The following is a 17,900-nucleotide window of genomic DNA, read 5'->3' as shown; positions in this document are numbered from 1 at the left end:
GTCTTTGAAGGGGAGGCTGGCAAAAGTTATGAATTCCTGGCGCTCGCGACGGACATTGCGGGCAATCGCGAAGTGCCCAAGCCCGGCGTCAACGCCATTTCCGACGGGTCCAGCGTCAATCTGGGCGGCGTGCCCACCGTGCCCGACACGACGGCGCCCAATTTCGGGCAGCCGCCAGCACCCACGCCGGAACCTTCGACCAACGCGCTATTCACGCAGGCCGAAGCGCTGGTTCCTGCTGCGGCTCCGCTGAGCGCGCCGAGCGAATTTGATTCCGTCCTCAGCCCCTTTGTCGCCCGCGCTTTCGCCACCGGCATCACGCGCAGCACGACCGAAATCGGCCCGATGGCGATCGTGGAGACGCCGGACGGCGACTTCCTCGTTTCCGGCGGCACCAATCGTGGCACGATCTGGAAGTTCAGCGGGCAGGGCGGCGCGGCGGCGACGCCGTTTGCGGAGCTGGACACGCCCATTTTCAACATGGCGTTCGATGCCGAGGGCGGCCTGTGGGCGACCACGGGCGGCGGGCCGCTGCTGCGGCTCGATCCGCAGACCGGGGCCATTCTGGACCGGTTCGGCGATGGTATCACCATCGCGCTGGCGGTGCATCCCACGACCGGCAAAATCTACGTGTCGACCAACAGCGGCGTGTCGATCTTCGATCCCGACGATGGCAGCTTCACCCAGTGGAGCAGGGACGAAAATCTGCGCGTCGGCAGTCTGGCCTTCGACAATGACGGTGCATTGTGGGCGGTGACCTGGCCCGACCGCAAGCAGGTGGTGCGTTTCACCGATCGCGCGCGGGCAGAAACAATGCTCACCTTCGATGCGCCCGCAGATTCGCTGGCATTTGGCAAGGCCGGGACGCGGCTCGAAGGATTGCTGTTCGTCACGCACACCGCCGAAACGGTGGACGATGCAGGGCTGGCCGAACCGGGCGGCGCGCTGACCATGGTGGACAGCGCGACCCTGCGTCGGATCGACGTGGCGAAGGGCGGTTCGCGCGGCGATGTCGTCATCACCACGAGCGATGGCCGTGTGCTGGTGAGCCAGAGCAACCAGGTCGACATCGTGGCGCCTGCGACCGCGCCCGTTGTCGTCGCCACGAATCCGTCTCCCGATGCGCAGATTGCGCTGCCCCAGGCTTTCCTGTCGGTCACCTTCGATCAGGATATGTTCGCCGGTTCGGCCAGTCAGGCCGGATCCGTGACCAATGCGGAATATTACACGCTCAACCACGCCACTCTGGGCGTTCAGCAAATCCGCGCCGTCACTTATGATGCGGCCAGCCGGACCGCGTATCTGAACGTCGGCAATATCCCGGCGGGCGATTATATACTGACCATCGGCGCGCCGCTGACATCGGCCAATGGCCAGCGCATGGGCGTCAATTATCAAACCGGATTTTCCGCGTTCGAGGATATTTCCACGCTTGTCGACATCCTGTTCGAGGATACGAGGCTGGACCGTGCGACGGGCACCATTTCCTACAAGGTCACGATCACCAACAAGACTGACGGACCGATCACCCTGCCGGCCTTATTGACGATCGACCCGCTTGGCGGCTTCCCCGGCATTCCGCAGGGCGCGACCGGCCAGACCGACGATGGCCGCTTCCTGATCGACCTGTCGGGCGCATTGCCCGCCGATGGCGTGCTGGAGGCAGGGGAAAGCACGTCCGGCCGTACGGTTTCGATCACGACCTCGGCCAATCGACGGCTTGATTTCGTGACCGGCATCGTCGCGAACGCCGTTCCCAACACGGCGCCGTCCTTCGTTAGCGTGCCACCGCAATCAGCGACCGTCGGCACGCCGCTTAGCTATCAGGTGGTGACGAACGACGCGGAAGGGCAGGCGGTGTCCTTCGGATTGCTGACCGCGCCTGCGGGCATGACGATCGACTCGACAACCGGCCTGCTGGAATGGACGCCGCCTGTGGGGACGGCATCGCTCGCGCCGGTGGTGATAGAGGCTTTCGATTCACGCGGCGCCGTGTCGTTGCAACGCTTCGTGCTGGCGATTGCCGGGGGCAACCGTGCGCCGGAATTTGTCTCGTCCCTTTCCGCCGTGTCGAGCGGGGAAGGGCAGTTGTTCGAATTCGAACTGGTTGCAGTCGACCCTGAATCGCAGCCGCTGACCTATTGGGCGGATGGTCTGCCTGCCGGGGCGACCTTCGATCCGGCGACACGGGCATTTTCCTGGCTGCCAGGCTATGAATCGGCCGGGACATATGATGTCCGCTTCTTCGTCACCGACGGGCTGTCGCGTGACGAAGTGGTCGTCACCCTGTTCGTCGCCGAACGGAACGAGCCGCCGCAGGTGGTGCCCGTTGCCGACAGGATCGCGCGTGAAGGCGACTTCGTCAATTTCCGGATCAACGCCAGTTCGCGTAGCGACCGCGAACTATCCTATGGCGCGGAAACGCTGCCTTTCGGCGCGACGCTGAACCCGACGACCGGCGAATTTTCCTGGACACCCAACTATATCCAGAACGGCGTCTATGACATTGCCTTCTTCGTCACGGACGGCGAAACGCTGGTCCGGTTCGTCACGAAAATCACCGTCGAAAATGCCAATGCCGCACCCGTGTTCGACCAGCTCGACGGATGGCAGGTGCTGGAAGGGCAACAGCTTGCCTTCAACATATTCGCCTTTGATCCCGACAACCCCTATTATACCCCCGCCCTTCGCAACGGCGAAACGGGCGAGGCGGTCGAGACCAGCGAAACGTCCCGGACCGTCACCGTCGAGTTGATCGGCGATCTGCCGCCCGGCGCGACTTTCGACCCGGACACCTATGATTTCACCTGGACGCCGACCAATGTGCAGGCTGGCGATCATGTGGTGCGTTTCCGTGCGACCGATGACGGCAATGGCACGGGTGTTCCGCTGACCACGGACATCATCGTCCCCATCAGCGTGTTCAACCAGAACCGCCGTCCGGTGGTAAGCCCGATCGAAAATGCGACGGTCGCCAAGGACGCCGTCTTGGAAATTCCCGTCAGCGCCACCGATGCGGATGGCAATCCGCTCGTCCTGGCCCTGCGGAACGAAAGCCCCTTCCGTCCGCTGCCCGATTTCATCACCTTCGTCGACAATGGCGACGGCACTGGAAAGATCCGCGTTGCGCCCGGCGCCAATGCACGGGGGGATCATGTCGTCATCCTCACGGCGACCGACGACGGGGACGGAACGGGTGAACCGCTGGCGGGCGGCTATGCCTTCACGATCAAGGTCACCAGCCCCAACGAGGCACCGGAAATCGGCTATATCGGCGACGTTGTGGCGGTGATCGGCGAGACGATGAAGGTCATCGTCAATGTCACCGACATGGATCAGGATGCGCTGACCTATGCTGTTGCCGGACTGCCGGGCGCAACGATAACGCCGACCAGCGTTTATGGCCGGGCGCTGATCGAGTGGACGCCGACACTGGCGCAGGCGGGCACGCATGATGCTCTGGTCACGGTGACCGATTCCGGTAGCGGCGCGGTTACGCCGGTGAGCGACACCGCCGCGTTCAAGGTGGTGGTGCGCGCGACCAATACGGCCCCGCAGCTTGCGCCGGTCGGCAATCATAGCATCACGGAAGGCGAAACGCTCTCATTCACCCTGGGCGGGGCTGACGCGGACAATGACAGCCTGACCTTCACGATGAGCGGCGCGCCCGATACGGCCTCGCTTGATCCGGCTACCGGCGCATTTGTGTGGACGCCGCCGCTCAATTCCAGCGGCGAATATAGCATCACCTTCTCCGTCAGCGACGGCCATTCAAGCAGCAGCGAAACGATCATATTGAGGGTCGCCAATGCCAATCAGGCTCCGGTGTTCGTGCCGATGGGCCTGCAACTGGCGCGGGAAGGCGCGCCGATGGTGTTCCGCATCATCGCGGGCGACCCCGATGCCGATCCCGTCATCTATCAGGCGCCCAACGGCTTGCCCGAAGGCATGCTGTTCATACCCGCGCGGGGCGAAATTCAATGGACGCCGGGCTATGCGCAGGCCGGTGATCATATCCTGCGCTTCACCGCGACCGATCCGCTGGGCGCTGTCGATACGATCGACGTCACGGTCAGGGTGGCCAATGTCAACCGCCTGCCGGTGCTCGACGAAGGCTTCCACGCCTTCCTGATCGGAGAAGAAAAGCGGTTTACTGTCCGGGCGAGCGATCCGGACAGCGAAGATGTTCTGACATTCTCCGCAGAGGATTTGCCGGAAGGCGCAACTTTCGATGCTGTCACCGGCGAATTTGTCTGGACCCCCGGTCCCGGCCAGGCGGGCGATTATGCCGTCACGCTGATCGCCGATGACGGGCGGGCAAAGGTCCGGCAGACCATATTGCTGCGCGCCACGATCGAGCCGGTGCCGCCCGTTGTCCGCCTGGAACTGACGCCCAGTTTCCCGGCGGCGCCGGGCCAGAATGTGCTGATCCATGCCGTGGCCGACAGTCTGGCGGACATCACATCCCTGCGCGTTCAGCTTGACGGTCAGGAGGTGCTGCTCGACGCCAATGGTCGGGCGACGGTAGTTGCCGGGGCGCCGGGCAAATATGTCTTCACCGTCACCGCGCGGGATGCAGATGGTGGTGAAAAGACCATCACGCAAAGCTTCAAGGTCCGCGATCCGCAGGACAAAAATGCGCCCAGCGTCTTGTTCGACGGCGCGATCGATGACGCTATCGTTACGTCGACCCTTGCGATTGCCGGGACCGTCGACGACAGCAATCTCGACCGCTGGACGCTGCAACTGATCGACGGGCAGGGCGACGTCACCCTGCTGGGCGAAGGCGGTTCCAATCTGACAGGCACGCTCGCGACGCTTGACGGGCGCAGTCTGGCGGATGGATTCTATCGTCTGCGGTTGACCGCTACCGACATTTCCGGTCGCACCAGTGTCGACACGGCGATGATCGAATTGCGCACCGGCGCTGACAAATTGTCCCGCTATACGACGCAGCATGTCGATATATCGACCGTGCTGGGCGGCGTGCCGTTCGATCTCGTCCGCGCCTATGACAGTATCACGGGCAAATGGACGTTCCTTGGGATCGACGCCGATATTGTGACCAGCGTCGGCACCCAACCCAATGCGGGCGGCGCGCTGCCCGCGTTCGAGATTGGCACGCGGCTGTTCCTGACCCTGCCCACCGGCGAGCGGGCGGGCTTTACCTTCAACCCTGTCGAAGAGGTTATTGGCGGACAGACTTTCTACCGCCCCGCCTGGATAGCCGATGGCACGCATGGCTGGCAGTTCAGCTCGATCGATGTGCAGCTTCGCAAGATTGGCGGCAAATTCTACGATGTGGATAGCGGGGCGGCCTATAATCCGGGTTCGCCGTCATTTGGTGACAGGGACTACGCCCTGCGCGCGCCTGATGGCACGATCTACATCCTCGATAGCCAGCGCGGCACGGTCGAAATCCAGAAGGCGGAAGGCAAGCTGCTGATCGGCGACAGCGGCGTCACCGCGCTGGGCGGCGATGCGCTGCGTTTCCTGCAGGATGCGCGCGGCAATGTCACCCAGGTCACCGATGCGTCGGGCAAGGCCAGCATCTATAGCTGGGACGAGGATAACCGGCTGACCGCATTGCGCGACCTCGTGACCGGCGCTGGCATCCGTTACGGCTATGTCGATGGGCGGCTGGCGCTCGAAGTGCCTTCGTCGGGAACTGGCAAGCGGATCGTCTATGCTCCCGACGGCACAGTCGCGACCGAAGCGATTGTCGCTGATCTGGCCACTCCGGCAAAGTTCACCGGCCAGACGATATCGGGCGATCTTGGCGCAGGCGGGGCTGCAAGTTTCGCCTTCACGCTGCGTGAAACCGAACTGGAAGGATTGCCCAATGCCTTCGTCATTCTGAGGGTAGAGACGACAGGTTCGGTCACGCCGCAGATTGCGGGGCTATCCCCCTTGGCCAGCGCGCAGGCGGGCGGCAAGGTCGTGACCCTGTTTGCGCTGTCCACATCGGGCCTGCACGAATTGCGGATTGCGGGCAGCGGCGCCTACGCCTTCGAGATGCGCGCTGCGGGCGACATTAATGGCGATGCGAAGGTCGACGGACTGGACAGCGCCGCCGTGGTCGCGGCCCTGGCCGGATCGGACATCAGTGGCGATGGCGTGACGAACTCGACCGACACGCAGATCGTCGCTGCCAATTATGGGTTCCGGGCGAACCAGTCGCCCCTGATCGCCTCCACCATTCCGACGGAAAAAACCCATGTCGACTTGCAGCGCTATGTCGACCTGACCAAGCTGGCGACCGATCCCGATGGAGACCGTCTCTATTTCCGGGTCGTCGGGGCAACCGGCGGATCGGCGGCTCTTGCCGCTGACGGGCGTGGCGTCCTGTTCACGCCGACCGCTGGCTATTCTGGCGCGGCTTCGATCCGCTTTTCGGCTGATGACGGCTTTGGCAGCTCGGCGGAAGGCGTCATCGACATCAATGTTTCCGACGCGGCCTTGCTGTCGTTGAATTTCGCGCAGCGCCAGCCTGCCTTTGCGGCCGCTGGCGAAAGCGGCGGCGTGGCCCTTATCGGTCAGTTCGCCGATCAGGCCGATGTTGCGCTCCCCTATTCCTATGTGACGGCGAGCGTCGGCCATCCCGACATCGTGCGTCTGGGATCGGACGGGACATTATTGGCTCTGGCCCAGGGTGCGACCTATTTGAAGGTTTCACGCGGCAACATTGCGGCGGCCACGTCCCTGACGGTGGGCGATCCCAATAGCGTGCGTGAGTTGATGACGCAGATTTACGGCATCAACGCCTATCCCGACAGCGTGACCCTGTTGCCCGACGGTGGTTCGCGCGCGATCATCACCAGCCTTGACGTGACAGAGGAAACCTTCGCCAACGGGGCGGCGGCGGGGACCGTCTATGTGTCGGCCGACAGCGCGATCGTGACCGTGGATGAAAACGGCCTGATGCGCGGTGTGGGTGCGGGATCGACCTTTGTCACGGTGATCAACGGGTTCAGCGAGGACCGGGTGATGGTGTCCGTCGCACCGCCGGTCATTGGCGACGATGTCGCGGTTAACGGCGCTGCTGGTGCGATTGTGCAGAATGCCGATGGTGTCCAGATCGCCTTTGGCCCAGGGGCGCTGAGCGGCGATGCCACGGTCACGATCGATATGCTGACGGAGGCTGAACTGCCCATCGTCATGCCGGCGACCGATGCATTTCATTTCCTGAGCGCGTTCGACCTTCAGGTCGATGGCGCGGAATTCAACGATACCGTGCAGATCGCCGTGCCGGTTGCGGGCAATGCGGGCGATCAGGTCTGGTTCTTCGCCAGCGTTGATTTGCCGCTCGGCCCGAATGGCGAGACTATCCCTGTCTGGACGGTCATCGATTCAGGCGTGATCGATGCTGACGGGATGGCGCGGGCGAAATCGCCGCCCTTCCCAGGCCTCAGCAGGCGCGGGGCCGTCCTGGTCGCGGGGGCGGCCAAACCGCTGCCGATCCTGCGGCTGAACGTCGGCTTCACGGCGCTCAATGCGCTGGTATTCGCGCCCGCGATCGGTATTGCCGCGGTTGGTGGCCTGGCTGGCGCGACGGTCGCGCTGGGTCTGGCTGGCGCCGCGCTTGGATCCGTGGCGCTGCCATTGTTTGCGCAGCTCAAGGAAATCCAGATTTACGCCGATCTGGCGAAAGACCAGGCAGCCGTCCGCCGTATCGACCTGTCGCCCGAATTCACGCAAGCGGAACTCAACGACGGCAAGACGATCGTCGCCAACTTCCCGCCACAAGCCTTCCAGTCCGACAAGGGGCCTGTGGTCTCCAGCGTGTCGACGCTGGTCGCCAATGACGGGAGCACGGCCGTCACGATAACCGGCCTTGACTTCATCGATGGTGAAGCCGGGTCGATCAGCGCCAAGAGAGACAATGTCCGCGTCGTCCTGACCCATGGATCAAAGCGCGTTGTCATATCCGATGCGGTGATAACGGGCGAAGTTGGCGGGGTGCAGCAACTCAAATTCACCGCGCCGCCCACTGTCCTGCTGGGGGCCAGCGATGTCACGATCGTGCGCCCGGCAGTCGGCTCGTTCGGTTCGGCGAGCGGCGAACCCAATGATTTCACGGAACTGGTGGAAAGCGCGGTCGTCAAGATCGACAACAAGGCGGGATATGCCTTTGTCGGCGATGCGAACGGCGTTCAGATCATCGATCGCAAGCTCTCGTTCGAAGAATTCCAGCCCAATGACGAATTGATCGCGCGCATCGATCTGGGCGCGCCGGTCAGGGAAATCGTCGTGACCGGCGATCTGGGCGCGGCATTTGTCGCGACGGAAAAGGGCATTGCCGTCATCGACACGCTAACGCTGCGCCAATATGACCTCAACCCCAACAGCAACGATGATTTCATCAAGGTCGAAGGCGGCGTTGTCACGGCGCTCGCGGTCGATACGGAGAATGGCTATCTCTACGCGGCTGGGCTGGGCAAGGTCTATGTCATCAACATCGATCCGGGCCGGGACAATTATCTAAAGGTCGTTGGCGATCCGCAACATACGCTGAACATGGAAATCACCAGCCGGGGTGAACAGTTCGGCCATATCACGAGCATGGCATTGAACGCCGACGGCACCCGCCTTTATGTCGGCTTGCCGGTGTCCGAAATGTTCGGTCAGCGCCCCTGGATCAACAATCAGAACAGCGATCCCGGCCTGATCATGGTCGTCAACGTCAATGAAGAGCAGCGCCCTGTCGAGGGTGAGGTCAATATCCATGGCTGGCGTACGGTCGTCGACAAGGTGGCGTCGGGTATCGAAGTGTTCGATATCCAGCCGACGGTCGATCCGAACAAGATGGTGTTCGTTGCCCGTGGCGATCGCAATCGCGGCGCCAAATTGCTGGAATATACGCCAGCCGGCACGCATGTCGTTACCCAGATCGGCACCCTGACCATGGGTCAGGAAATCGGCGTGTTCGAACAACCGTTCACCATCGGCGGGCTGGTCGTCAGCGTGGACAAGAAGCGCAGCACGGATGAAGGCCGGTTTTCGCTTGGCCGGGTGCCGGACCTGAACGTCCATAATGCGTCTGGCATCGCGGTCACGCCGGACCTGGAATATATGTTCGTCGCCGATTGGGGCGTCCCGACACTCTATTGGTATCGCGACCTCGATTATTCGCAGCTGGTCGACGAATTTTATCGGGTCGGCTCCAAAATCCTTGTGATCAAGGATCCCTTCGGGCCCAACCGCCAGCTTGTCGGCGCGACGACGCCGGTGCCCTTCGCGTTCCTGGAAGAACTGCGCGTCGATAGTTCCGGCACCAAGCTTTATGCCAATTACCGGGGTGCCGGTAACATCGTCATCATGGACATCAACAAGGTCCGCGATATCGCCAAGCGTAGCGATTTCGACAAGCTGCTGGTCGAATTCCAGGACAAGGCGATCGACAATCCCAACTATCCGTTCGACATCTATAATGAATCCACCGGACAAGGTGCCGTGGATGTCACCCGTCATGGTCGCGGGCTGGCGCTGAATGCGATCCAGGCGCTCAACCTGATCACTCCGACGACCGAACTGGATATTCACGGCGACAATCCGCCGCCTCTGACGTTCAAATGGGAATTTGATCCGACACTGATGCCAGCCGGATCGGTGATGAAGACCAGCTTCTATCTCAGTTCGCTGGCGCCCGGTGACGGGTTGTGGCCCGACGATCCCATCCGTGAACGGGGCGTGCTGCAACAGCCCGACTGGCAGGGTGCCGACAAGCATCCCAGCCGCATCTTCACCAAGGTGAATCTGGAAGCGGGCAAATGGCGGGTTCTGGCAAGCGGCGAAGTGGTGTCGGACGGGGAATTGCCGCCCGGCAAGTTTGAACTGACCTTCGATCCGGAGTTTGCGCGGGTTCTGACCGGCGGGCAGACCTATTTCTGGGGCGTGCGTTCAACCGAATTTGGAATTCGTGATTTCCGGCAATTTACCGTTCTGCCCGATAAGGCGCCAGCCGGCACCTTCAACGGCGTGACCGTCCTGACCCACGGATTCCAGCTGGACGGCATCTGGACTGACAATGATTCCTTCCACCAGCCTGCCGCGTTCCAGGAAATGGGGGAGATGATTTCACGCCTGGGCGGGGGCGGTATCGTCCTGCTCTATGACAAGAATGAAGGCACCTGGGTGGACATGAGCGACCCGACCAGGGTTGTCACCGGTGATATGCTGGCCGCCTATGCGGGCAAGCCTGTCGTGCTGATTTCCGATTGGGTCCGCGAATCCGCCCATGCCGAAGCGGGCTTCTCCGAAGCTGCCGCCGATTCGCTGTTCGCCGCGCTCATGGATCTGGACGCTGAATCGAACAACACGTTGCTCAGTTCGCCATTGCATTTCATCGGCCATTCGCGCGGCACGGTGGTCAATAGCGAGATTATCCAGCGCCTGGGCTATTATGGCCGGGTCACGAGCGGCATTCACATGACCACGCTTGACCCGCATGATTTCGTGCAGGATTCGCTGGATATTCCGGTCAACACCCTGCTCAACATTGCCAAGGCCTATAGCAGCTTCAAATCGCTGGCGCTTGCCGTGCGGTCGGTCGCTACCGCGGTGGGGGCTGTCGGTTCGGCGGTCGGCTCCGGTGGCCTCACACTGGTGGCGACAGGCGCGATCCTGGGCGGCGTCGGCAAGGGCATGGTCGAAGCGGCAGGTGCCGCGAAGATGGCGTTCCGTATCCAGAAGTTTCAGGATCTGGCGCAGACATTGGGCATACAGCTCGACCCGGTGAAGTTCGGCGATTTCCTCGATCCGGACGTGAAATTGTGGTCGAACGTCAGCTTCAGCGACAATTATTATCAGGATGCGGCGTCGCAGACCTTCACGACGGCGACGCCCAACGGGCGCGACATCGGCCCGACGGATATATCCCGCTATCTGGGTGGCGTGGTGCCGGGTGTATCCGGTTTCAATCTGGACGATTTCGCCGGATTGGGGGCAGGCGGCCCGCATAGCCGCGTCTGGCAATGGTATGCCGGTACGATCGACACCAACATGACCAAGTTCCAGGGTCTGGATATCTATCGGCGCATCACCGACGATGGCATCCGGCCCAAAGTATTCGGCATACCCTCGCTCGATCAATGGAATATGGAACCTTGGTACTTTGTCGATCCGGCCAAGGTCACCAGCCCCAGCATGTCGGTGCGGATCGGTGCGGCGAACCAGATGGTCACCGGCAATACGACGTCCACGACCCATTTCAACATCACAGACGGCGTCGGCACCGGCTGGTTCTATTCCGTCGCAGGCGGCGGGGCGGACTTCCGGCCGATTATCAGCGGTGGCGAGGTGGACGTCACCACCGACAATAGCGAAGCGCCCAATCCCGGTGGTTCTGCCGTCCAGAGCATCTTCAACGGCAATTTCGAACAGGGCACGCGCGAATCCCTCAACGTCCATCTGGAACGCATTGCGACCGGCGAACTGGATGACGATGCCGGGCGCTTCCCGATTTCCTACGAGATTCCAGGCTTCGCATTTCATGGCGGGCAGGGGTTCAAGCTCGACCTGCTCGGCCTGCCCGACGCCGACGCTATCGGCAACATCGATGTCGCCGCGCTGTTCATGGTCAACACAAATCCCCAGGCGCTGGTCAAGAAGGTGCTGGTCAAGATCTGGGAGGACTTTTTCGACAGTCAGGTCAACCTGGCCAACCAGATCACGATCGGCAATTTCAAGCTGCCGACGCTGAACTTTGTCGAAGCGAAGCTGGCGGCCAAGGTTGTCGGCTGGGCCGGTTTCGATGCCGGCAAGCAAATCGACATGATCAACAAATATTTCAAGGCGACCAACAAGGTATTCAAGGCCGCCGGTATTGCGACGGAAGCGCTGAACGATGGTCTGAACACGCTGGTCGAAAGCACCGGTGTGACGATGTCTCTGGGCGCCGATACGAAGGATGAAGCGGGTCTGGAGCGGCTGAAAGCCTATGTTTCCAACGCAATCGAAAGCGGCTTCGACAAGCTGTTTCCCAATCAGGACAATTATTCGCTGATCATGGGGGCCAGCGCGGCGCTCACAAAGATCATCGACTCCTTCCTGCCCGATGGCGACATCTGGGAAGCGATCAAGATGGAAACGCGTAGAATTCTGCCGGGTCTGGATTCGATCACCCACAATTTCGTCTATGTGCCGAAGGACCAGCCCTATCTGACCTTCAAGATCTACAAGCCCTATATGCTGCAACCCGGCGCGAAGATCCGCGTGCGGTTCGAAGGAGCGGGGCTGCCCACCATCGATGCGCTGGTCGCCAATCAGGAAGAGGGCGCGCGTCAGGTCGATCTGGGCACCGGCATGTTCACGTCCAGCGAATTCTCCGTCATCGTTCCCGACGAATATAAGGGCCGTTCGGCGACCATCACCATCACACATGAAAACATGGCGCCGACGGAGGAAGACAAGCAGGATCTGGAGGACGCGGCGTTCATCGATGCGATCACCGATGCTGCCAAGGATCTGGGCACGGCCGTCAGCCAGATCTATCTGCTCGACGATCTGCGCTTTACGACGGTCGCCGCGATCAACGGGGTCATGCCCGGTTCGCCGCAGGTCGCGGCCGAAGGGGTCGCAATCACGCCCGCTGCTCCAGCCGTCACGCTGGAACAATTGGCCAGTCTCGTCGATGATGCCCGCCTTGCGTGGATCGCAGCGGGGATTAGCGACGGCGATGCGCAGAAATTGGCCGACCTTGAATTTGCCGTGACCGATCATCAGGGCGCTGCGCTGGCGGTTCATTCGGGCCATGTCATCACGATTGATGCGGATGGTGCCGGGCATGGCTGGTTCATCGATATTACGCCGGACGGATCGAGCGAGTTCCTGACGTCGGGCGGACGGATGCTTGCGATCGACGGTAGCGCGGCGGCAGGCCGCTACGACCTGCTTACCGTGCTCATCCATGAAATGGGGCATGAACTTGGCCTGTCGGAATTGCCGACCACGACCATTGGCCGGGTGATGAATGAAGCGCTGGGCCTTGGCGAGCGGCGCTTGCCCGGCCTGGCCGATCTGCCGGTCGTGCCGGTCGCAGCGCCAGGCGCGGGTGCCGTTCGCACCGTTACGTTGACTGGGACAGGCAGTTCGGTGCCGGTTGTCGTGGTTGGTGCGCCGTTCGCCTTGCTGCCTTCAGGGACGCCAGCGACCGCGCCGTTCCAGAATGGCGATTTTGGTACGGCGACGGGCTGGTCGCCAGTGGGCGGCGGCGTCGTGTCCGGCGGTGTGGGCGTCCTTGCGGAGGACAGCCGCTTCCTGTCCTCGCTCAACCAGAAATTCGTCCTGCCCAATGGCGCAACGGAAATCAGTTTCCAGATCCGGTCTGCGGTGCTGGGGTCGAACAATGCGCTGCCGCCTGATGCTTTTGAAGTGGCGCTGCTTGATCCGGTCACGGGCCAGTCGCTGCTGGGCGATCTGGACGGGCTGGACCTGTCCGACGCCCTGCTCAACCTTCAGGCTGATGGGTCGCTCTACCTTGCCCCTGGCGTGACCGTAACCGGCAATCCATTGACGGGCAGCGTGACGGTGACCGTTTCGCTTGCAGGGGTCGACCGCAGCAACGGTGCGTTGCTTTCCTTCGACCTGATTGCGATGGGTGACCTCGACAGCCGCGTGACCATCGACAATGTCGCGTTCGTCGCGGTGGCGAATAACGCGCCAGTCGCAACCAATGACAGCGGTAGCGGCGATGAAGATCAGGACATAACCATCGATCTTCTGGCCAATGACAGCGACGCCGATGGCGATCTGCTGAGCATTGCGATCCTGAGCGGCCCGGCAAATGGCACGCTGATCCCGCCGACCGTGACGGGCGGAGCGTGGACCTATCGCCCGGATGCGAATTTCGCGGGAGCGGACAGCTTCACCTACAGCATCACCGACGGGCTGAGCGCGCCGGTGTCGGCCAGCGTCGCCATTACCGTGAACGCGGTGAACGATCTGCCGGAACTGGCCGTGGTGCAGGATCGCAGCGCGGTACAGGGCAGCTTCGTCACGCTCAATCTGCTGGGAAGCGACGTAGAGGATGTCGCATCGGGCCTGACCTACGCGCTCGTTTCCGGCCCAGCCGGTGCCAGCGTCAACCCGTCGGGCCTGTTGAGCTGGACAGCGGGTCTGCCGGGCATCGAGAATTTCACCGTGCGCGTCACTGACAGCGGCGGTGGAATTGCCGAACGCAGTTTTGCGATCACCGTCGTCGCGCCGGGCAACGAAGCGCCTGTCTTTGCCGCGCTGCCGGATCGGGATGTCAATGCGGGATCGCTGTTCACGCTCCAACTGGCCGCAAGCGATGATGATGATGCCGCGGCGGATCTGACTTATACGCTGATCGCTGGCCCAAGCGGCGCGACGCTATCGCCTGCCGGCGAATTGCGATGGGTAGCGACCGGAAGCGGTCCCCGTCAGGTGACGGTCCGCGTGACCGATCCCAAAGGCGCGTTCGACCAGCGGAGTTTCGCCCTGAATGTCGTGCCGGTCATCGGCAACACCGCACCGACGCTGCCTGTCCTTGGCGATGTGGCGGTTGAAAGCGGCAAGCTCCTGATCCTGCCGATCACGGCCAGCGACAATGAGGATGTCGCCGAAGCGCTGACCTATTCGCTGGTGAGCGGCCCCGATGGCGCGGCCATATCGGCCAGCGGCCTGTTCAGCTGGCAGGCGGGCAATCCCGGCTCCCAGACCGTGACAGTGCGCGTCACGGATACGGGCGGGCTGATTGCCGAGCGCAGCTTTGCGATCCTGGTCTCGAACCCTGCGCCTATATTCGCGCCGATCGCCGATCGCTCGGTATCGACCGGCGGCACTGTCGCGATCACGCTTTCGGCCACCGACAGCAACCATGGCGCAGCCCAGCTCGTCTATTCGCTGGTCAGCGGTCCGGCAGGCGCAAGTGTCACGAGCGATGGCCAGTTCAGTTGGACGGCTGCCGGGCTGGGCAGCCAGCCGGTCGTGGTTCGCGTAACTGACCCGCTGGGCGCATCGGCGGAGACGGGCTTCAACATCGAAGTCACGAACGTCGCGCCGGTGCTGGCCGACGTCGGCCCGGTCGCCGTGAACGAAGGCAGCGTGCTTTCGTTGCAGCTTGTCGCCAGTGATACCGAAGATGCGGCGGCGGACCTGACCTATACATTGATCGCTGGCCCAAGCGGCGCAACGCTGTCACCCACGGGCGAATTGCGATGGGTTGCGACCGGAACCGGCTCCCAGACGGTAACAGTGCGCGTGACGGATACCGGCGGGCTGATTGCCGAGCGCAGCTTTGCGGTCCAGGTCTCCAACCCCGCGCCTATTTTCGCGCCGATTGCCGATCGCTCGGTACAGACGGGCGGCAATGTCGCGATCACGCTTTCGGCCACTGACAGCAACCATGGCGCAGCCCAGCTCGTCTATTCGCTGGTCAGCGGTCCGGCAGGCGCAAGCGTGACGAGCGATGGCCAGTTCAGCTGGACAGCCGCCGGGCTTGGCGCTCAACCGGTCGTGGTTCGCGTGACCGATCCGCTGGGGGCGTTTGCGGAAACGGGCTTCAATATCGAAGTCACGAACGTCGCGCCGGTGCTGGCGGCTGTTGGCCCGGTCACGGTGAATGAAGGCAGCATGCTTTCGTTGCAGCTCGTCGCCAGCGATGCCGATGATGCAACTGGCGACCTCCTATTCTCGCTCGTCTCCGGACCAGCGGGCGCGACGCTGACGGCTGGCGGGCTGCTGAACTGGAAACCGGCCGACGGCGGGGCGGAGGCGGCCTTTACCGTCCGCGTGACCGACCCCCATGGCGCGCAGGCGGAACAGAACTTCAACGTCGCCGTGGCCGATGTCGCGCCGGTCCTCAGCGTGTTTGGCCTGACCACGATATTGACCGGCAAAACCTATACGATCGCGCTGGGTTCGAGCGATCCCGGCGACGACCGGCCGATCGAATGGGTCATTGACTGGGGCGATGGCACAACGCCCACATCGGTGGAAGGCAGCGCCAGCGCGGCAAGCCACATCTACGCAGAGGACGGCAATTTCCTGGTCAGCGCGCGCTTGCGCAATGACGATGGCAGCTTCTCGGCGACACCGCTCGGCGTCGTCGTCAATGATCCGCCATTGCTGCGGTTGACGCAGGCGGGCTTTACCGATGGCGGGCTGGTCGTGCGTGTTTCCGAACCGCTGGATGCTCTGGCGGGCAGCCAGGCGGTGCAACTCACCGACGGCAACGGCAATTCGCTCGCACTCACGCTCGGCCTCGCGACGGACGGGCTGGGCTTCACGCTCACGCGCGCCGATGGCAAGCCGCTGCAATATGGCAGCTATGATCTGGTCATTGCCGACGGTGCATTCATCAGCGCGGATGGTTCGGTGCTGGACGGCGATAATAACGGCCTGGTCGGTGGCGTCTATCGCACGCGCCTGACCTTCAGCCAGTCCATGGCGGGCAGCGCGCGCCTGCCCGACTTCATGCGCGGGCCGGGTGAGCATGTCGACGTACCGCTTGCCGATAATGCCGGGCTGAAAGTCAGCTTTGCCAGCCAGGGCGGCGTCAAGACCATGACATTCACGGTCTTGTACGATCCCGCCCTGTTGCGGGTCGATGGCGTGTTGCCGGGCGCGGATCTGCCTGCGGGCGCGAGCCTCGGCTTCGTGACGGAGGCGGCCGCTGGCGGCAAGCGTCTGGCCCGGATCAGCGTCAGCAGCGACACGCCGATCGCTGCGGGCGACCGCTGGATACTCAGCCTGGATGCAACCGTGCCAGACACGGCTCCTTACGGGTCCAGCGAAGTGCTGGAGATAAAGGTCGAAGCGATCAACGCGGCTGCGCCCTCCGCAACCGAGGATGATCAGGCGCTGCAACTGGTTGGCTATTATGGCGATGCCAATGCAGATCGTCGGCAGACCATGGCGGATCTGTGGCTGGCGACACGGGTGGCGCTGAACATCGACAAAGGCTTTGCGGCATGGGGCGACGCGCCGCCTGCGCTGATCGCTGACATTCGCGACCATCGCCCATTGGCGAACCCGCTGCTGCCGGACATTGAATCCATCCCGGTCAAACCAGCGCCATTGTGGCAATCGCAGGTCGTGCTTCCCGCCGATTTCGGTCCGATCACCTACGGATTTTACGATGCGGTGGATCGCTGGGCGCAAGATATTCGAGCGACGGATTCGGCATGGTATGAAGTGGGGATGGACGGCAAAAAGCAGGATCAGTCCGACGCGGCTGCTCCCGCCCCGGCAACAGATTCCGACACGCCACCATCCCCGGCGTCGACACCAGCGCCCGTTGCGCCAGTGCCGACAGCGTCAGCCCCCATGGATGACGCCGTAACGGCAGCGGCTGTCGCCAGGGCCGCGCCTGTGCAGCCGAAAATCAACATGAACGCGCAGCCGGTTGCCAGCCGGATGATAGCCGCGATGACGGACGCGGATGATCAGTGCGCGACATGGCTGTCGCGCTTCCTGCTCGACAATGGCGATAGCCCTGCATGTTCCACGACTGATGATTTCCTCCCCATTCTCATTCCCGGTCTCAATCAACCGAGAGAGAAGGCGGGCGACAAGCGCCGCAGGGATGCCATGCGTACAAGTGAAGGGCCTTCGGGCGAACTGGAGAAAAGCGAATGAATGACAAGTCCGCGACGGCCAAGGGACAGGCCGCGCCGCGCCAGCAGAAGCTTCGGTTCAACAGTGCCAATGTCAAAAGCAGCTATTGCAACATGTGCAACGCCACGAGCACGCGGGAGGAAGTGGTGCTCAATTTCGGGGTGAACCAGAATTGGGACCAGCCCAGCACTACGCCCGCGGAACTGGAGGTTGATCTGCAACATCGGATCATCCTCAGCCCCTTTGCCGCCAAGCGGTTGAGCGAGGCGCTCTCGCAACTCGTGCGTGACTATGAAACAAGATATGGCAAACTCGCCTGA

The 17,900-nt window shown here is 62.5% G+C and carries 2 protein-coding genes (1 of these 2 running past the window's edge); both read left to right on the top strand.

Annotated features, from left to right (window positions below):
• Window positions 1-17,601 carry the 3' end of a putative Ig domain-containing protein gene (locus FE851_RS08370; RefSeq protein WP_145201569.1) on the top strand. 19,491 nt of this gene lie to the left of the window's left edge, so only the last 17,601 of its 37,092 coding nucleotides appear in the window; its start codon lies beyond the left edge, outside the window; the stop codon is at window positions 17,599-17,601.
• Entirely contained in the window at window positions 17,598-17,900 is a 303-nt protein-coding gene (locus tag FE851_RS08365) for a DUF3467 domain-containing protein (protein WP_017182489.1), read from the top strand. The genes FE851_RS08370 and FE851_RS08365 overlap by 4 nt, the downstream gene beginning before the upstream one ends.

The organism is Sphingobium sp. B2, assembly GCF_007693735.1.
In the GTDB taxonomy this organism is placed as follows: Bacteria; Pseudomonadota; Alphaproteobacteria; order Sphingomonadales; family Sphingomonadaceae; genus Sphingobium; species Sphingobium xenophagum.
Note: the sequence above shows the minus strand (reverse complement) of the source record. Positions and strands in the feature narration are given on the sequence as shown.